The sequence below is a fragment of the Bacillus sp. FSL W8-0629 genome (assembly GCF_038593225.1).
Lineage (GTDB): Bacteria > Bacillota > Bacilli > Bacillales > Bacillaceae > Bacillus > Bacillus altitudinis.
The window spans coordinates 3,075,718-3,093,797 of sequence record NZ_CP151975.1 but is presented as its reverse complement, the minus strand read 5'-3'; the positions used below and the strand labels follow the sequence as shown (position 1 = coordinate 3,093,797).

At 42.0% G+C, this 18,080-nt stretch carries 17 protein-coding genes; 12 read left to right on the top strand and 5 right to left on the bottom strand.

The genetic code is table 11. From position 1 onward, the window contains the following. Positions 1–48: 48 nt before the first annotated feature. The gene (locus NSQ17_RS16120; RefSeq protein WP_144679176.1) at positions 49–285 is read right to left on the bottom strand and encodes a hypothetical protein; all 237 of its coding nucleotides are present in this window, start codon (positions 283–285) and stop codon (positions 49–51) included. A gap of 239 nt (positions 286–524) precedes the next feature. Between NSQ17_RS16120 and NSQ17_RS16115 the strand changes: the two genes are divergently transcribed. The 10 genes from NSQ17_RS16115 (at position 525) to NSQ17_RS16070 (ending at position 11,586) form a co-directional block, all read left to right on the top strand. Beyond that, the gene (locus NSQ17_RS16115; RefSeq protein WP_342467598.1) at positions 525–2,123 is read left to right on the top strand and encodes a histidine kinase N-terminal 7TM domain-containing protein; all 1,599 of its coding nucleotides are present in this window, start codon (positions 525–527) and stop codon (positions 2,121–2,123) included. A gap of 254 nt (positions 2,124–2,377) precedes the next feature. Then, positions 2,378–2,833 carry a DUF6376 family protein gene (locus NSQ17_RS16110; protein ID WP_039168283.1) on the top strand — a complete coding sequence of 152 codons (456 nt, stop codon included), beginning with the start codon at positions 2,378–2,380 and terminating at the stop codon, positions 2,831–2,833. A gap of 97 nt (positions 2,834–2,930) precedes the next feature. After that, positions 2,931–3,236: a metal-sensing transcriptional repressor gene (locus NSQ17_RS16105; protein ID WP_008347647.1), complete on the top strand. Its 306-nt coding sequence runs from the start codon at positions 2,931–2,933 to the stop codon at positions 3,234–3,236. 83 nt (positions 3,237–3,319) lie between these two features. Beyond that, positions 3,320–3,526, top strand: coding sequence for a copper chaperone CopZ (gene copZ / locus NSQ17_RS16100; protein WP_017368060.1), 207 nt, complete (start codon positions 3,320–3,322; stop codon positions 3,524–3,526). A gap of 84 nt (positions 3,527–3,610) precedes the next feature. Next, the gene (locus NSQ17_RS16095; protein WP_135009682.1) at positions 3,611–6,046 is read left to right on the top strand and encodes a heavy metal translocating P-type ATPase; all 2,436 of its coding nucleotides are present in this window, start codon (positions 3,611–3,613) and stop codon (positions 6,044–6,046) included. After that, complete coding sequence (locus tag NSQ17_RS16090) at positions 6,043–6,210, top strand: hypothetical protein (RefSeq protein ID WP_188092732.1); 168 nt, start codon at positions 6,043–6,045, stop codon at positions 6,208–6,210. Before NSQ17_RS16095 ends, NSQ17_RS16090 begins: the two co-directional genes overlap by 4 nt. Positions 6,211–6,483: 273 nt before the next feature. Further along, positions 6,484–7,761: a cation:dicarboxylase symporter family transporter gene (locus tag NSQ17_RS16085; protein WP_045034049.1), complete on the top strand. Its 1,278-nt coding sequence runs from the start codon at positions 6,484–6,486 to the stop codon at positions 7,759–7,761. Positions 7,762–7,777: 16 nt separating this feature from the next. Then, the gene (gene aspA, locus NSQ17_RS16080) at positions 7,778–9,223 is read left to right on the top strand and encodes an aspartate ammonia-lyase (RefSeq protein WP_035701391.1); all 1,446 of its coding nucleotides are present in this window, start codon (positions 7,778–7,780) and stop codon (positions 9,221–9,223) included. A gap of 117 nt (positions 9,224–9,340) precedes the next feature. Beyond that, positions 9,341–10,657 (top strand): sensor histidine kinase, encoded by a 1,317-nt coding sequence (locus tag NSQ17_RS16075; protein WP_144679178.1) that lies wholly within the window; start codon positions 9,341–9,343, stop codon positions 10,655–10,657. Continuing rightward, complete coding sequence (locus tag NSQ17_RS16070) at positions 10,654–11,586, top strand: response regulator (RefSeq protein WP_144679179.1); 933 nt, start codon at positions 10,654–10,656, stop codon at positions 11,584–11,586. The genes NSQ17_RS16075 and NSQ17_RS16070 overlap by 4 nt, the downstream gene beginning before the upstream one ends. Before the next feature lie 13 nt (positions 11,587–11,599). Here the strand turns inward: NSQ17_RS16070 and NSQ17_RS16065 are convergent, their stop codons facing one another. Then, positions 11,600–12,208, bottom strand: a complete 609-nt coding sequence (locus NSQ17_RS16065; RefSeq protein ID WP_041507770.1) for a TetR/AcrR family transcriptional regulator — start codon at positions 12,206–12,208, stop codon at positions 11,600–11,602. 89 nt (positions 12,209–12,297) lie between these two features. Between NSQ17_RS16065 and NSQ17_RS16060 the strand changes: the two genes are divergently transcribed. Beyond that, positions 12,298–12,846 carry a hypothetical protein gene (locus tag NSQ17_RS16060; protein WP_017368056.1) on the top strand — a complete coding sequence of 183 codons (549 nt, stop codon included), beginning with the start codon at positions 12,298–12,300 and terminating at the stop codon, positions 12,844–12,846. 37 nt (positions 12,847–12,883) lie between these two features. On the opposite strand, the gene NSQ17_RS16055 is transcribed toward NSQ17_RS16060, so the two are convergent. Genes NSQ17_RS16055 through NSQ17_RS16045 form a run of 3 tightly spaced genes read right to left on the bottom strand, consistent with a single transcriptional unit; the run spans position 12,884 to position 15,451 of the window. Next, positions 12,884–13,822, bottom strand: coding sequence for a metal ABC transporter substrate-binding protein (locus NSQ17_RS16055; RefSeq protein WP_024719816.1), 939 nt, complete (start codon positions 13,820–13,822; stop codon positions 12,884–12,886). Between the two features lie 13 nt (positions 13,823–13,835). Further along, positions 13,836–14,717 (bottom strand): metal ABC transporter permease, encoded by an 882-nt coding sequence (locus tag NSQ17_RS16050; protein ID WP_342468111.1) that lies wholly within the window; start codon positions 14,715–14,717, stop codon positions 13,836–13,838. Then, the gene (locus NSQ17_RS16045) at positions 14,708–15,451 is read right to left on the bottom strand and encodes a metal ABC transporter ATP-binding protein (protein WP_342467597.1); all 744 of its coding nucleotides are present in this window, start codon (positions 15,449–15,451) and stop codon (positions 14,708–14,710) included. The genes NSQ17_RS16050 and NSQ17_RS16045 overlap by 10 nt, the downstream gene beginning before the upstream one ends. Before the next feature lie 423 nt (positions 15,452–15,874). Between NSQ17_RS16045 and NSQ17_RS16040 the strand changes: the two genes are divergently transcribed. Then, on the top strand, positions 15,875–17,974 hold the full coding sequence (locus NSQ17_RS16040; protein ID WP_039168260.1) for a heavy metal translocating P-type ATPase: 2,100 nt from the start codon (positions 15,875–15,877) through the stop codon (positions 17,972–17,974). Positions 17,975–18,080 lie beyond the last annotated feature (106 nt).

Here is an 18,080-nt window from a genome sequence, read left to right as displayed (position 1 = left end):
AAACCTCTACTTGCGATGGGACAAGTAGAGGTTTTTTCTATTACTAAGTCAAGCGTTCCTCTGAAAAGACTGGATCATTCGAACAAACAAAGGACAAACCACAATCAACGCCATCATCATCAAAAGCCCATCCGACATGATCTCCACAAATGTTGTCTGAATCACATAAACCGCAAGCAGCAGCAAATAACTCATTAAAAATAACAGCTTAGATCGTTTCTTCTGAAATGGCTTCTCTAAAAGAATCAGCATAAACAAACCTGCCATGATGATCAAAAAAGTCATCTTCTATCAAGCCTCCTTTTCATTCATCTCCACATTGTACAGATATTTCACTTGCAACAATATGCTTTATCCTTAAATTAAGTAAGAAGTAATGAATAGATGGGGCGCCACGACTAGTAAAATGACGAACGCTTTCCAAAAAACCGCCAACCGATTCAAAATCACATCTTCCCATTTGAGACGTCCTCATATATAGTAAGATTAGACTAGTTCTAAATAACTGAAATTGGGGCGTTTACATGGATTCGATTGTTTTACATTTTATTGTGATCATGAGTGTTTCTGGCATTCTGTCCGTAATATTATCAATCATTGCTCATGCAAATCGCCATCGGTATATTGGCTGTCAATTGTTTATGTATATGTCTGGAGCAACTGCGATTTATATTTTTGGACATACATTTGAATTATTGGCGCGCACCCCTCAAGAAATTACATTCTGGGTTAGTTTTCAATACATAGGTCTTCCGTTTATTGCACCGTTCAGCCTGATGATTGTGCTGCAGTTTACTGGTTTCCATCAATATGTAACAAAGCGCCGCGTGCTTCTCTTCTTGTTGATTCCAATTTTAACCACCATTCTGGTGTTCACCAACTCTTTTCATTCACTCTTTTACCGAAGCATCACGATGAATACAGTAGACGGGTTTTTATTAGCTGATTTTACCATTGGTTATTGGTATATCATTCATGGGGTCTATACATTTGGCTGTTCTATGCTCGCTATTTTTATGCTGCTTTGGTTTTTACGTGTGAAGAAAGAATATTTGAAACAGGTGCTGATCTTGCTCGTTGGAATATTATTACCGATCACGACCTCTTTTATCTATTTATTAGGTGTCACGCCTTTTCACATTGACCCAGTACCAGTGGTGATGTTTTTAACCAACGCACTCTACTTATGGGCGATTATGTCTTTTCATCTCTTTAAGCTCTCTCCCATTGCGATGGAGCGTGTGTTTGAACATATGTCAGAAGGTGTTCTTCTATTGGATCGATACCGAACACTGATTGATTATAACCCTGCGGCTGCATTGATCATTCCTGTGCTCGCTAAAAAGGGAATCGGCTATAAAATCGATGATATATTCTCAGGGATCATCAAAGAGCCAGCGTTTATACAGTGGCTGGGTTCTCCGCAGGATCATTCACAGTATGATTTAATGTGGGAAAAAGAGCAGCCCTTCTATTATCATCTCACTGCTTCTTCTCTTTTTAATAGAAGAGGCGAAGTCGAGGGCAGGCAAATTGTGATCAGCGATGTTACGGAGCAGCGACTATTGCAGGAAGAGCTGGAGCGCCGAGCATATATTGATGGTTTGACGAATATCTTCAATCGGTCTTCCTTTATTGAACGAACGCAGATGTTATTGGAAGAGGATGCACAGGATACTGCGATATTGCTATTTGATATTGATTTCTTTAAACAAATCAATGATACGCATGGACATCATATTGGAGACGAGGCGTTGCGTCATGTTGTGTCCATTTGTCAGCAGCATTTGAAGATGGATGATTTATTTGGCCGATATGGTGGAGAAGAGTTCGCCATTTGTCTGCCGCATCATTCATTTGAAGAGGCATGTCATATTGCGGAACAGATGAGACATTCATTTGAAGTGAGTTTCTTTCAGACAGATGAGAAAAAAGTAAGAGTGACAGCAAGCTTTGGCGTCGCCCATACAGCGAATGATCCCTCTATATTAGAAAAGCTTCTATTTGAGGCAGATCAAGCCTTGTATATGTCAAAACGCCAAGGACGTAATCGGATTTATGCATCAACTGGTTCGGACTATATGCTATACCAAAAGCAGGGTCTTCCGCCTGCTTCTCATTGACTGTTGTCCTTCATTTAGATATGATAAACATAACATTTGAACGGTTTCCTAAAGGGGAGTAGCTTTTACGGTTTGGTCGTCATTACAGAAACATCCGTTGTTTCTCGGCCATTTCGGCATGAACATGTTAGCCAGACCTTTGCCTATCACACATGAGGCAAAGGTCTGGCTTTTTTTAAGGTCTTTTTGCATCTGTGTGGTTGGGAGCTGGACAAATGAGGGGTTTCAACATACAGATGAAAGGATGATGGATCTTGAAACAATATGTGATGGCGTTTCTATTAACCGGTACGTTTTTGTTAAGTGGATGTTCAGGACTGCTAGACCAAGTAAACGATACAACGACATATGTCACAGAAGCAAATGAGTATGTGACGGATATTCAGCAATTCACAGAGGATTTTCCACAGCTTGCGGAAGAAGCTGTACAAGATGCTGCCAAAAGAGCAGATTTGACGCAGCAACTGGAATCATTGAAAGCAGACATTCAAGAATTTAATGAACTCACAGCCCCATCAATAGCAGAAGACCTGCATGCACAAATCATAGAGAAAAATAAAGTGCTGTCAGAGGAGATTCAAACCTATTTACAGCAATTGAAAATGGACAACTTCGATGCTGCAGCTATTTTAGAGGATCAGCAAGGCCTCATGAAGCAGCTTCAGCAATCGGTCAGCCTTTTACAAGATATTGAACAACTAACAAACTAGGATAAGCAAACGGTGATCACAGCATATCTTTGCCTTTTCAGGTGAAGATATGCTTTAATTGAATGTAACACAAGTATGATAGAAAAAAGGTGATCAGATGACAGAACAAGAGGAAAGACATATCGCTTCGCCTAGAGCTGAGAAGGAAAAAGAGCAATTAATCAATCGCTTAAAACGAGTGGAAGGTCAAGTGCGAGGGATTCAGCAAATGATTGAAAACGATCGTTACTGCATAGATGTCGTGAATCAAATTTCTGCTGTCAATGCAGCTTTAAAAAAAGTGAGTCTTCAATTAATGGAAAAGCATACACATCACTGCGTAGCGGATGCCATTAAGAGCGGTAATGGGGATGAAGCCATTGAGGAGTTAATGAATGTCTTCACGAAGCTGACAAAATCGTAGCAAAAAGCGGATCATTTATGTTTACAATGATACCCTACTAGGGTATAGTAAAAATAGAAAATGATTGATGGAGGCGATGAGAAGTGGAACAAGCAACACTACAAGTGCAAGGCATGTCTTGTGGACATTGTGTGAAAGCAGTCGAAGGAAATGTAGGAGAATTAGCAGGTGTTGAATCTGTGAAAGTCCATTTAGATAAGGGTCAGGTGGAGGTTTCCTTTCACCCAGATCAAATCACGTTACACCAGATCTCTGATGTCATTGAAGAACAGGGATATGATGTCGTATAAAATGAGCATACGTGCTGCATAAGACAGCACGTATTTTTTTAAAAATAACAATACCCCCATGGAGTATGTGGAGAGGTGAGATAAATGAAAAAAGAAATTGATTTTCAAATTACGGGAATGACTTGCGCCGCCTGTGCAGGCCGCATTGAAAAGGGCTTGAACAGGTTGGAAGGTGTGGACGACGCCAGTGTGAACTTTGCGCTTGAAACATCCCACATTGTGTATGAAACAGAACAACTCACAGCAGAGGATCTAAAACAAAAAATTCAATCTCTTGGCTATGATGTGGTGATGGAGCAAGCCGAATTTGATATAGAGGGGATGACATGTGCGGCTTGTGCAAACCGAATTGAGAAAAAAGTCAACCGGATGGATGGTATTGATCAAGGATCAGTGAACTTTGCGCTTGAGTCACTTCAGGTGACATATCATCCAGGGAAAATATCTCCAAGTGACATAAAAGAGGCTGTGAAATCCATTGGGTATTCATTAACCGAACCAGCCGAAGAGCATGCAGAGGAAGGGAAAAAAGACCATCGCCAAGTAGCGATTGAGAAACAAACGGCACGCTTTTTGTTCTCGATGATTTTGTCATTGCCTCTTCTTTGGGCAATGGTCAGTCATTTTTCTTTCACATCGTTTATTTGGTTGCCAGAAGCGTTTATGAATCCATGGGTTCAGCTCGCATTAGCAGCGCCCGTCCAGTTCATTGTCGGCTGGCCTTTTTATGTAGGTGCTTATAAAGCGTTGAAAAATAAAAGTGCCAATATGGATGTCCTTGTGGCACTAGGGACATCGGCTGCTTTTTTCTATAGTTTATATGAAAGTATTCAATCAGCGGTTCAAGGCACACATGAAGCGGCCCTCTATTATGAAACGAGCGCTGTGCTGATTACGTTGATTGTGCTCGGAAAGTTAATGGAAGCAAGAGCGAAAGGGAGATCATCAGAAGCGATTCAAAAACTGATGGGCTTACAAGCGAAAGAAGCTGTGATAGAGCGAGATGGGAAAGAAATGACCGTTCCTATTTCTGAGGTGAAAGTGAATGATCTTGTGTTCGTCAAGCCAGGTGAAAAAGTCCCGGTAGACGGAGAAATCATCGAAGGAACAACAGCGATCGACGAATCGATGATTACAGGAGAAAGTCTGCCAGTTGATAAAACCACAGGAGATACAGTCATCGGGGCAACCATCAATAAAAATGGATTTGTGAAAGTGAAAGCAACAAAAGTAGGAAAAGAAACGGCTCTTTCACAAATCATTCGAGTCGTCGAACAAGCGCAAGGCTCAAAAGCACCAATTCAAAGAATGGCAGATCAAATTTCAGGGATATTTGTCCCCATTGTTGTAGGATTGGCTGTGCTCACTTTTTTGATTTGGTATATCTTTGTTGATCCAGGAAATGTGACAGCAGCCCTTGAAACCTTTATAGCAGTCATCGTCATCGCATGTCCTTGTGCGCTTGGCCTTGCTACACCGACCTCTATTATGGCAGGCAGCGGCCGGGCAGCTGAATCAGGGATTCTGTTTAAAGGCGGAGAGCATTTAGAGATAACGCAATCACTAGATACAGTAGTGCTAGATAAAACAGGGACTGTGACAAAAGGGGAGCCGAGTCTTACAGATGTGATTGCGTCTGCCAATTGGACAGAAGATACGCTGCTTCAGTTAGCAGGATCGGCAGAACAGCAGTCAGAGCATCCACTTGCCAGAGCAATCACAGAAGGCATGAAGAACCGGGGTCTCCAAGCGGTCGAGGTAGAAGCCTTTCAAGCAGATCCTGGTCATGGAATTGAAGCAAGAGCTGCAGGACATGAGCTTTTGATTGGCACACGGAAACTCCTAAAGAAACATCATATCAGCTGCGAAGCACTAGAAGCAGTTGTGACTGAGCTTGAAGAACAAGGAAAAACGGCGATGCTCATTGCCATTGACGGCGAGCCAGCAGGTATTGTCGCCGTTGCTGATACAATCAAATCGTCTTCTTCTCAAGCGGTCGCTCGTCTCAAAGAGCAAGGGATTCACGTCGTGATGATGACAGGAGATAACAAACGCACAGCAGAAGCGATTGCGAGTGAGGCAGGCATAGATCATGTCATTGCTGAAGTTCTTCCAGAGGAAAAAGCGGCTCATATTGCAGCGCTTCAGAAACAAGGAAAAAAAGTGGCGATGGTTGGAGACGGCATCAATGATGCCCCTGCCCTTGCAACAGCAAATATCGGGATGGCTGTCGGAACAGGTACAGATGTTGCCATGGAAGCGGCAGATATTACGCTCATGACTGGAGATCTCCATGCCATTGCAGATGCACTTGAATTTAGCAGAAAAACGATGAGAAACATTAAACAGAATCTATTTTGGGCACTTGCTTACAATTGTATTGGCATACCAGTCGCCGCATTTGGGTTCCTGGCACCATGGCTTGCAGGAGCGGCAATGGCCTTTAGTTCTGTATCGGTTGTGCTGAACGCACTAAGATTACAGCGATTGAAACCTGTCAGAGAGGGTGTGGCAAAATGAAGCTGAATGTCAAATGGGTGTGGACGTTGAGTGCTGTGATTTATGTAGCTTTTGTACTGATAGGCTATGCGATTTATGTCGAACTTTCTCCTCTTCAAGAGCCGCCAGCTGATCATATGCAACATGAGACTTCATCAGAAGCGAAGTCCTCGCATTCGGTGTAAGTCCTGCGCTTCGGTGCTCGTCCTTTCTAGAATTCAATGGATTTCTATCACAAAGAGCTAAAATAAAGTTCATTTTAGCTCTTTCTCAACAACCTGAGACTTCGCCAAAAGCGAAGTCTTTTTTTAACAATTTTGTGGAAAAAGCCACCTTTTAAAAGATTTTTCATAAAAAATTCACTTCTTTTTGTTCCTTTTTGTCGTTTTTTGTAGGTTCATCGTTAAGATGCGATTAGGCAACAAAGAAAGCGTTATCAAAAAAAAGGGGGTCCACGTATGAAAAAGTTAGGGTTAGCTTCTCAAATACTCATCGCACTTGTTTTGGGTGTTGTCGTAGGAGCACTATTTTATCAAAATGAAACCGTTATTAATGTGTTAACGCCGATTGGCGATATATTCATCCACTTAATTAAAATGATCGTTCTTCCAATTGTTATTGCTGCATTGATTGTAGCCGTTGCTGGTGTAGGCGATATGAAAACCATCGGAAGACTCGGTGGGAAAACGATTCTTTACTTCGAAATTGTGACAACGATTGCATTAGCAGTTGGACTGCTTGCAGCAAACGTTTTCCATCCTGGTACAGGAATTGATATGAGTAACATGGAGAAAGGCGATATCTCTAAATATGAAGAGACATCAAAAGCTTCTTCCGAAAAAGCAAGTTTCTCAGAAACGATTGTGCATCTTGTGCCAACAAACGTGTTCCAATCCATTGCAGAAGGTGATCTATTACCAACAATCTTCTTTACAGTGTTATTCGGATTAGGAATTGCAGCAGTTGGAGACAAAGGAAAACCAGTGTTAGGATTTTTTGAGGGCATCCTCGAAGCGATGTTCTGGGTGACCAATAAAGTGATGAAGTTTGCACCATTTGGTGTATTCGCGCTCATCAGTGTGACGGTGATCAAATTCGGGGTCGGAGCGCTTCTCCCGCTAGGTAAACTGGTACTTGTCGTTTACGGCACAATGGCATTCTTCGTTATTGTCGTACTTGGCATTATCGCAAAATTAGCTGGAACAAGCGTCTTTACACTATTTAGAGTGTTAAAAGAAGAAATCATTCTTGCATTCTCAACAGCAAGTTCAGAAGCTGTATTGCCTAGACTAATGGATAAAATGGAGAAGTTCGGCTGCCCGAAAGCGATCACGTCGTTCGTTATCCCAACAGGCTATACCTTTAACTTAGATGGAAGTGCCATCTATCAATCCATTGCCGCCATATTTGTTGCACAAATGTACGGCATGCCTCTTTCCATCTATGAGCAAATTACGTTACTATTAATCTTAATGCTCACATCAAAAGGAATGGCTGGTGTACCAGGTGCATCGATCGTTGTTGTGATCACAACACTTGGAGCAATGGGACTTCCACTTGAAGGACTTGCCTTCATCGTTGGGATCGACCGTATCCTTGACATGGTTCGTACAACTGTTAACGTATTTGGTAACTCACTTGCAGCCATTGTCATGTCTAAGTGGGAAAAAGTGTTTGATCAAGAGAAATCGAAGAAGTATATTGAGGAATTAAAACAACAAACAAAAGCAGCGTAAAAGGAGATCTTTTCAAATGACGAAGCTACAGGACAAGCAAGTTCGTATCGAACGAGACTTTCTAGGTGAAAAGGAAGTAGACACTCAAGCGTATTATGGAATTCAAACATTACGTGCAGTAGAGAACTTTCCAATTACTGGCTACCATGTTCATGAGGAACTCATCAAAGCATTAGGGATTGTCAAAAAGGCAGCCGCACTTGCAAATATGGATACAAAGCGACTATATGCTGGTCTTGGAGAAAAAATTGTTCAAGCCGCAGATGAGGTTATTGAAGGAAAATGGAACAATCAATTTATTGTCGATCCAATTCAAGGCGGGGCTGGCACTTCAATGAATATGAATGCCAATGAAGTCATTGCAAACAGAGCGCTTGAACTACTAGGAAAGGAAAAAGGCGCTTATACTGAGCTAAGTCCAAACACGCATGTGAACATGTCGCAGTCAACAAACGACGTTTTCCCAACAGCGATTCATATTTCAACATTGAATATGATTGAAAAACTACTTTATACGATGGAAAACATGCATCAAGTCATGACAGAAAAAGCGCAAGAATTCGATCATGTCATCAAAATGGGACGTACGCATCTTCAGGACGCTGTTCCAATCAGACTTGGTCAAGAGTTTAGTGCATATGCAAAGGTTCTTGCTCGTGATATTAAACGAATCAAGCAGTCTAGACAGCATTTATATGAAGTCAATATGGGCGCAACAGCAGTTGGAACAGGACTGAATGCTGATCCAAAATATATTCGCCAGGTAGTTGGTTATCTAGCTGACATTAGCGGATTGCCGTTAGTTGGAGCAGAAGATTTGGTCGATGCTACGCAAAATACAGATGCTTATACAGAAGTATCAGCTGCACTGAAAGTATGTATGATGAATATGTCCAAAATGGCAAACGATATTCGTTTGATGGCTTCAGGTCCTAGAGCAGGCTTTGGTGAGCTGCACTTGCCGCCGAGACAGCCAGGTTCATCTATCATGCCAGGGAAAGTCAACCCAGTGATGCCTGAGGTCATGAACCAAGTGGCATTCCAAGTCATTGGAAATGACCACACGATCTGCCTTGCATCAGAGGCTGGTCAGCTTGAACTGAACGTCATGGAGCCAGTTTTAATATTCAACTTACTACAGTCTCTTAGCATGATGAAAAATGTATTTGAATCCTTTGTCGATAACTGCTTGCGCGACCTAAAAGCAGATGAATCTAGATTAAAAGAATATGTAGAAAAGAGTGCTGGTGTCATGACGGCGGTCAATCCGCATATTGGTTATGAAGCTGCTGCACGAATTGCGAGAGAAGCGATTCTTACAGGCGTATCTGTACGTGAGCTTTGTCTACAAAATGATGTGTTATCAGAGGAAGAGCTTGATGTCATCTTAAATCCTTTTGAAATGACGAAACCAGGTATTGCTGGTGCATCACTTTTAGAAAAGGATCGTTTAGAAGATTAAGCGGCATCATGAGAAGCGCACACCGACAAATGTCCGGTGTGCGTTTTTTCATGGACTGTTTGTTTTTCTGAAGCTCACATAGTATACTATCGTCAATTATTAGGGATGTGACTGCGTTTGAATCTACTGAAAAAATGGTTGAATACAGAGCCTTATTTAATTATCATGCTCATTGTTCTGACTCCGATTGGGGGAGAGCTGAAATTTTATCCATTTGAGGATAGCTTTCGGGTCAGCTTTGGAACCGTTGTCTTTTTCTTTATCCTGCTTCAAATGAAAAAATTCCCGGCATGGGCAAGCGGCATCATTGCGGGGGGATCAGTGTTTGCATTCCGGGTGCTTCTTGATACCGCTGTGTCAGGCCACTTAGCGCTGGAAGAGGCCGTTTCTTTAAGATTTCCTTCCCTGCTGTATTACGTCGTCTATGGCACGCTTTTTTATGTATTACAGGTCAGACGTTTCCGTGATAAGCCTTGGCTCATTGGGGCGACAGGGATCATCATGGAACTATGTGCAAGTGTAGTCGAAATGATTGCACTCAGGGGAGCCATTGATGAAATTTTAACAGTGAGAACGCTGTTTCAACTATTTGTATTGGCGATTTTCAGAAGCTTTTTCGTATTGGCTTGTTATACGATGATTCGATTATACGAAGAACAGGCGAGAGAGCGCCAAATGAAGAAGGAAAAGGAACACCTGTTGATGCTGCTGTCGAATCTTTATACGGAATCTACATATTTTTATAAAACCCTTGCACATGCTGAGCACATTACAGCTACTTCATATCAATTGTATCAGTCTCTGCATCATGCAAAGGATACGGAATCATTAGATTTGAAAAAACTCGGAAAAACAGCCCTGCAAATTGCAGGTGAGGTACACGAAATCAAAAAGGATAATCAGCGGATTTTTTCTGCCTTATCAAAACTGATTCATGAGGAAAACTTTCAGGAGTATGCAAGTCCTGCTCATATCGCTGGACTTGTAATTCGTATCCATGAAAATTACGCGGAATCTCTTAAAAAACACATCGTTTTTCATTATGATGAAGAAGGACAGCACCCTGCTTATCATGTGTATACCATTCTATCTTTATTAAATAACATTGTATCCAATGCCGTTGAAGCCATTCCGGTGAATGGAGAGGTATCACTATCCATTTTGCGGAAAGAAAATGATGTGATTTTTCAAATCAGTGACAACGGGCCAGGCATTAAAGAGCGTAACCATCATGTGATCTTTAAACCAGGCTTCACTTTAAAATACGACCAAGCCGGGAACCCATCAAGCGGCATCGGTCTTTCCTATGTGAAAGACACAGCCGAGAAGCTTGGCGGAAGTGTTGAAATGAAGAGTATCCCAAATCAACAAACGATGTTCACTTTAACGATACCAATTGATCAAGTCAGCAGAAAAGAGGGGAATGGGAGATGAGATTTTTTATTGTTGATGATGATGAAGCTGTTCGTTCTTCACTGGCACAGCTCATTGAAGATGAAGAGCTTGGCATTGTGGCAGGGGAAGCAGAGGATGGTGCTGAAGTAACAGCGAGCTACTTAAATGATTTGCATATTGATATCTTGTGTATTGATCTTCTGATGCCGGAAAGGGACGGTCTTGAGACGATTCGAGCGATCAAGGATGAATTTCATGGGAAATATTTAATGCTGTCACAGGTAGAAACAAAGGAACTCATCGGCCAGGCATATACACTCGGTGTCGAGTATTATGTGACAAAGCCGATCAATCGAGTAGAGGTCTTAAGTGTGCTTCATCTCATGATTGAGCGGCTGCATTTAGAGCACTCGATTGAAAATATTCAGCATTCGCTCAAATCGGTCATGCAGTTCCAGCAGCGCGGACAGACAAAAACGAAGCAGCGCGGGAAAAGTCTTGCAGAGGCAGGTCAGTTTTTGCTCGCGGAGCTTGGGATTGTCGGTGAAAAGGGGTCTAAGGATTTACTAGATATGATTCTTTTCACAGATCAGTATTTAGCGTTACATGCCGATCAGCACGACTCTTTTCCTTCATTAAAAGTGATTTTCACTGGCATCACAGAGGATAAATTAAACGAATCTTTTACATCAGCCGACATCGCAAGAGAAGCAAAAGCAGCGGAACAGCGGGTAAGACGTGCGATCAACCAATCATTGAAACACATCGCCTCGCTCGGGTTAACCGATTTTTCACACCCAACCTTTGAAAACTATGCATCAAAATTTTTCGATTTTACCATTGTGCGTAAGAAAATGAGTGAACTCACAAAAGAGACAAGTGGAAGAGAAGAGCACACACGTATCAATGTGAAGAAATTTGTACAGGTGCTCTATTACGAGGCGAAACGAATTTTTATGGAAGATTAAAAAGACATGCTCTCTATAAGGAGGGCATGTCTTTTTTTGTGATGGATTGAAGATGCATCTGCAGCACGGAGCGCATGAGCTGAGGCGGTAAACGATGGGGCTGTACGATTCCATTCAATGCAAGCCCATTGATGACCGCATAAAGCCGCTCAGTTTCTAATAAAAGATCGATATGATCTAGCAGTAGCTCATCCTCTTTCAATTTCATTAAGCAAAATTGAACGGTTTGAAAAAGCTCGTCATACATCTTTGCATTGAGCGGCTGTAAATCTGGTTCAGTCAGTGCTTTGACTGTAAAAGCCTGCCACACCTCCATTTCAAATATTCGTTCTTCGTCTAGTGGAAGAACCTGCTCCAATAAAGTGAATACATTTTCCTCTGTTGAACCGTTTAATGGAAGCTTAGCAATTCGCTCCTTCACTCTTTCCTGAATTAAGTTCATGGAGAATAGAAATAATTCTTGCTGTGTGGAAAAATAATGACGCATAGAGCCGGCTGAAATGCCAGCTTCAACGGCTATTTTTCGTACAGAAGCGCTTTCCAATCCCTCTTGTTTAATCACTCTCATAGCAGCTTGAGCGACCTTTTGTTTTTGTTTATGGTGATCGACGATTTTTGGCATACCTTGATTTTAGCACAGCTATTGTTTTTTTAACACAGTTGTGTTATTTTTTATTTAATACAATCGTGTTAAAAAGGATGTGGGGGAAATTGGTCGGTTTATTGATTGTGGCATGTGAAATTGGTTTTTGGCTGTTTATTCTTATGGGCTTAACACTGCGTTATGTGTTTAAACAGAAAAAATGGGGTGCTTTCTTTCTTGTCTGTACGCCGGTTTTAGATCTCATCCTTCTTGCGGCTACTTATATAGATTTAAAGCAAGGGGCTGTGGCGAGCGTCATTCACGGGCTTGCGGCTGTTTATATTGGTGTGAGTCTGGCCTTTGGACATCAAATGGTGAAATGGGCGGATGCCCGGTTTGCTTATCGTTTTGCAGGAGGCCCTAAGCCAAAGGGGAAACCAAAGTACGGGAAGGAGCGGTCTTTGTATGAAATGGTGGGCTGGACGCGTCATTTCATCTCTTATGTTATCGGAGCGGGGCTGTTATATGGATTAACCTATCTCATCCAAGCACCAGAACGAACGGAATCTCTGATGCAGCTTGTCAGTGTGTGGGGGATGGTCTTAACCATTGATTTCATCATTAGCATCAGCTACGTCATTTGGCCGAAAAAACACCCGGAGAATATAGCAGGATGACAAAAAAGACAGGCGGATTTACTCCACCTGTCTTTTCTTATGATGACAGTCCTTTATAAATGGTGTCAATATTCCATTTCATCATCTTATAGTAGCTGTCCCCATCTTCACCTTCTTTGCCAATAGAATCCGTAAATACTTTCCCCTTAATCGGAACTCCGGTTTCCTCAGATAGGCTTTCAAGGCTGCGCTTATCTACACTTGTTTCAAGAAAAAGGGCAGGAACTTGATGGTCTTTGACAAAATGAATGATGCGCTTCATTTGTCCAGGTGTTCCTTCACTTTCTGTGTTGATCTCCCAAATGTAGCCGGCTTTCAGTCCATACGCATCCGCAAAATATTTGAATGCCCCTTCGCTTGTGACAAGGAGTTTTTTGTCTTTTGGGAGTTGATCAAACTTGTCTTTTGCTTCATCGTGAAGCGTTTGAAGCTTTTTGATATAGGTTTCAGCATTTTTCTCGTAATCCTCTTTATGCTCAGGATCTGCTTGAATGAGCGCATCTCTGGCATTTTGCGCATAAAGAATCCCATTCTCGACATTCAGCCATGCGTGTGGGTCCTGCTGGCTTTCAAGCCCTTTTGAAGACAAATGCTTCACTTTGACACCTTTACTCAGTTCGGCTACTGGTGCATCATCCCCGTCCTTGCCGCTCGATTCAAGCAGTTTTTGAAACCAGCCATTCCCTGTTTCAAGGTTCAAGCCATTAGATAGAACAAGGTCTGCATCCGTCGTATACTGAACATCCTTTGGCAGTGGGTCAAATTCATGTGGGTCTGTACCAATGGGAACAATGCTGTGAATAGAGACATGCTGTCCTCCTACTTCCTTCACAATGTCATAAAGAATGGAGTAGGTCGTGACAACTTTTAATTTACCGTCATCTTTTCCGGAACTTTTTTGCTGAGTAGAACAGCCTGCGATGACCAAAAGGGCAATACATACTGCGGTCAAACGGATTGCTAATACCTTCTTCATATATGTCCTCCTTTTACATAGACGCTTCCTTTTTTAACTGTGTTCGTTTTCGCTTCGATTTTAAGGATCTCCACAATATCCCTTGTTTCGGTGAAAAGATAAAGGCACTGCCGAATAATATGGTCGCGACCAGCACAATGGAAGCACCAGACGACAAGTTATACGTAAAGCTGAGCCCAAGTCCTACGACGGCTGAAACTGCTCCAAAAAAAGCAGATAAATAAATCATGATCCATAGCCGGTCTGTCAATAAATAAGCGGTGGCAGCTGGTGTAATAAGCATTGCAACAACAAGAATAATACCTACAGTTTGCAGGGATGCCACGGTCACTAAGGTTAATAAGGTCATGAGGAAATAATGGATCATGCGATTTGGTAAACCGTAAACGGAAGAAATCACTGGATCAAATGAACTAATGAGCAGTTCTTTGTAGAAAACAATGACAGCCAGTAAAATGAAAATGCCGATGCCAAGCGTTATCCACATATCAGATGAACGAACGGCTAGTACGTTTCCAAACAAGATATGATATAAATCGCTGGAACTTTTTAAAAATGTAATCAAAATGATCCCAATGGAAAAAAAAGCAGTGAATACGATCCCGATGGCAGAATCATTTTTAATACGGCTGTTTTGACTGACATATCCGATGCCGATGGCTGTCAGTACACCAGTTAGAACCGCACCAAAGAAAAAGTTAATGCCGAGCATATAAGAGATGGCGACACCTGGAAGTACAGCGTGTGAAATCGCATCTCCCATCAAAGCCATTCCCCGTAAAATGATAAAGCAGCCAATGACGCCGCAGATGATCCCTACCATAACGGATGTAAATAACGCTTTTTGTAAAAACGCATATTCAAAAAGTCCGGTTAAGAATTCCATTACGCGTATCCTCCTGCTGATTTTAAAAATGGCAGCTGTGTTTCGTATGCTTGGAGCATGACCTCAGGACGAAGAATATCATGGACAGGCCCTGCTTTGACCAGCTTCTTATTTAGAAGAACGAGATGGCTGAAGTAATCATCGGCTTTACTTAAGTCATGGTGGACGACCAGAATGGTTTTTCCTTCATCTCGTAATTCCTTCAAAATGCGGATCATCGTTTCTTCACTTGCCATATCAATTCCGACAAATGGTTCATCTAAACAAAAGAGCTGTGCGTTTTGAGCGAGTGCTCGCGCAAGGAAGACACGCTGCTGCTGACCGCCGGATAATTCCCCAATCTGTCTTTTGGCAAAGTCCTGCATCCCGACCTTTTCTAAGCAATGGTACGCATAGGCACGGTCTTCTTTTTTTGGTCGTTTGATTAGTCCGAGCTTTGGGTATGTGCCAAGCAGTACGGTATCCAGCACATGGATAGGAAACGTCCAGTCTAGATCATTTCTTTGCGGTACATAGGCGATCTGTTTTCTCACTTGTTTAAAGGGTTGTTCAAAAAAACGAATGTCGCCTTGATCCTTTTCAATTAAATCCAAACATGCTTTCAATAAAGTCGATTTACCAGCACCATTTGGACCAATGATTCCAGTCATCGTTCCTTCCTGTATGGAAAGAGAGACGTTTTCTAGTGCATCCTGTCCGTGGTATGAGACATACAGGCGGTCGATTGTTAAAGCATATGACATCTCTTAAGGCCCCTTTCGATCATCAATTGCGTTTCCTAAAAATATATGCATACATTTAATAATTTTGACTAAAGGATGAAATGATTCTCTAACGCTAATTTGTTTCCTTAAGGAAACTTTTATCTTATTCTAATCGTATGTCCTTCTTTTGTAAAGAGAAATGCTGAATATTCCCATCAAGCGATCGTTTTTATGTTATGCAACGAAGAGGGGACATGAGCATGGATTATTGAAAAATTCACGTGACATCCTTGAATACGAAAAATCTCAAACATTTGCTTATAAATGATTGACAGTTTGTAAGAACTCCTCATATAATAAGGGTAATTCAATATATGAATATGTGCTCATATATAATATCTACAGCAGCTGATAGGTTTGATTGAATCAGGGAAGGCTACTTATATAGAAAAAGGTGAGAACATGAAAAAGATGAAGGATGAATACGTATTAAGCGGTCTCGATTGTGGAAACTGTGCACGTAAAATTGAAACAGGTGTCAGCAAACTCGAAGGAGTGGAAGCCTGCTCAATTAATTTTGCGACGGGTACATTAACTGTGACACATGCTGATGCACAAGAAACGATGTCAAAGCGTATTGAAAAAACCGTTCAGTCCATTGAACCTCATGTGAGTGTATCACCAAAAGAAGAAGGACATCACCACGATCACGATCATGGAACAAAGAATTTAAAAACGATTGTACTGAAATTAATTGGTGGTGCAGTCATTGGAACGGCGGCTTATTTTATACCTGACAATGGCTTACTGAAGTTCATCATGTTTTTCGCCGCGTATTTACTAGTTGGCGGAGATGTTGTCTTGAAAGCACTGAAAAATATTGTGCGTGGTCAAGTATTTGATGAGAACTTCTTAATGACCATAGCTACAGTTGGTGCTTTTGTGATTCAGCAGTATCCTGAGGCACTGGCAGTCATGCTGTTTTACCAAATTGGTGAACTGTTCCAAGGGGCAGCTGTGAACCGCTCTAGAAAATCAATTAGCGAATTAATGAATATCCGTCCAGAATACGCAAACCTCAAAGTGGGGCAAGAAACAAAAAAGGTAAAGCCGGAAGAAGTCAAAGCTGGTGACCGTATTGTCGTTAAACCAGGTGAAAAAATTCCTTTGGATGGACGCGTGATAGACGGTTATTCTCTTGTGGATACCTCTGCACTAACTGGGGAGTCTGTTCCAAGAGATGTGGAAGCAGGAAAAGAAGTGCTTGCTGGATTTGTGAACCAAAACGGCATTCTTGAAATTGAAGTGCAAAAAGAGCTCAGTGAGTCAGCGGTTACGAAGATTTTGGATTTAGTCGAAAATGCAAGCAGCCGTAAAGCGCAGACAGAAAACTTTATCACAAAGTTCGCTAAATATTATACACCTGCTGTGGTCGTGCTAGCTTTATTGCTTGCCTTTGTACCACCGCTTCTCATCCCATCAGCTCAATTGTCTGATTGGGTGTACCGGGCACTTGTCTTTCTTGTCATTTCGTGTCCATGTGCTCTCGTTGTATCCATTCCATTAGGTTTCTTTGGCGGGATTGGTGCCGCATCAAAACGAGGCATTTTAGTGAAAGGCAGTAACTACTTAGAAGCCTTGAACTCTGTCCGCTATGCGGTGTTTGATAAAACAGGTACTTTGACAAAAGGGAACTTTACAGTCACTCATATCGAAGCAGCGAATGAGAAATGGTCAGAAGAGGAATTGCTTTCTTTTGCAGCGCTGGCAGAAGCGCATTCTTCGCATCCGATTGCAGAATCGATTAAGGCGGCTTACGGAGCGTCTCTTGATGAGAGCCAGATCGAATCTTACGAGGATATTGCCGGTCATGGGATCAAAGCGACAATTCGCGGAGCTCATGTATTGGCAGGTAATCATCGCCTTATGGAACGAGAGGGCATTGCTTTTGAAAAAGAAAAACGAAGCGGAACGGTTGTGTATTTAGCAATAGACGGTGAGTTTGCGGGATCGATCTTGATTGCAGATGAAGTAAAGGACGATGCAGTTGAAGCGATATCTTCTCTAAAAGCTGCGGGCATTCAAACCGTGATGCTTACAGGGGATGCTTCGCAAGTAGGAAATGCAGTCGCACAGCAGATCGGCATTGACGAAGTTCACACTGAATTATTGCCACAGGATAAAGTCGCCAAAATCGAAGACATGTATGAGAAAAAAGCATCTCAAGACAAATTATTGTTTGTTGGTGATGGCATAAACGATACGCCGGTTTTGGCAAGAGCGGATATAGGTATTGCCATGGGTGGACTTGGTTCAGATGCAGCAGTTGAAGCGGCTGATATTGTGATTATGACAGATCAGCCATCGAAGGTAGCGGAAGCTATTGCTGTCGCTAAAAGAACGAGAGCCATCGTATGGCAGAATATTGCGTTTGCTCTTGGGGTGAAAGCCGTCTTTCTCATACTTGGTGCATTCGGTATTGCAACGATGTGGGAAGCCGTCTTCTCGGATGTTGGTGTCACTGTACTGGCTGTTTTAAATGCGATGAGGGTCATGAAATAAAATTGTAAGGAAAAATTCATGAATAGCGTCTTTCATAATAGACCCCCTCTTGTTAAAATAGAAGAAGTTGGATAATGGCATTTTCCTGAGCTGTTATCCTTTTTCT

Excerpts from the sequence above, each read along its gene's own strand:
- NSQ17_RS16120 (WP_144679176.1), bottom strand. The coding sequence starts at position 285 with ATGACTTTTTTGATCATCATGGCAGGTTTGTTTATGCTGATTCTTTTA.
- NSQ17_RS16115 (WP_342467598.1), top strand. The coding sequence starts at position 525 with ATGGATTCGATTGTTTTACATTTTATTGTGATCATGAGTGTTTCTGGC.
- NSQ17_RS16105 (WP_008347647.1), top strand. The coding sequence starts at position 2,931 with ATGACAGAACAAGAGGAAAGACATATCGCTTCGCCTAGAGCTGAGAAG.
- NSQ17_RS16095 (WP_135009682.1), top strand. The coding sequence starts at position 3,611 with ATGAAAAAAGAAATTGATTTTCAAATTACGGGAATGACTTGCGCCGCC.
- NSQ17_RS16090 (WP_188092732.1), top strand. The coding sequence starts at position 6,043 with ATGAAGCTGAATGTCAAATGGGTGTGGACGTTGAGTGCTGTGATTTAT.
- NSQ17_RS16085 (WP_045034049.1), top strand. The coding sequence starts at position 6,484 with ATGAAAAAGTTAGGGTTAGCTTCTCAAATACTCATCGCACTTGTTTTG.
- aspA (WP_035701391.1), top strand. The coding sequence starts at position 7,778 with ATGACGAAGCTACAGGACAAGCAAGTTCGTATCGAACGAGACTTTCTA.
- NSQ17_RS16070 (WP_144679179.1), top strand. The coding sequence starts at position 10,654 with ATGAGATTTTTTATTGTTGATGATGATGAAGCTGTTCGTTCTTCACTG.
- NSQ17_RS16065 (WP_041507770.1), bottom strand. The coding sequence starts at position 12,208 with ATGCCAAAAATCGTCGATCACCATAAACAAAAACAAAAGGTCGCTCAA.
- NSQ17_RS16055 (WP_024719816.1), bottom strand. The coding sequence starts at position 13,822 with ATGAAGAAGGTATTAGCAATCCGTTTGACCGCAGTATGTATTGCCCTT.
- NSQ17_RS16045 (WP_342467597.1), bottom strand. The coding sequence starts at position 15,451 with ATGTCATATGCTTTAACAATCGACCGCCTGTATGTCTCATACCACGGA.
- NSQ17_RS16040 (WP_039168260.1), top strand. The coding sequence starts at position 15,875 with ATGAAAAAGATGAAGGATGAATACGTATTAAGCGGTCTCGATTGTGGA.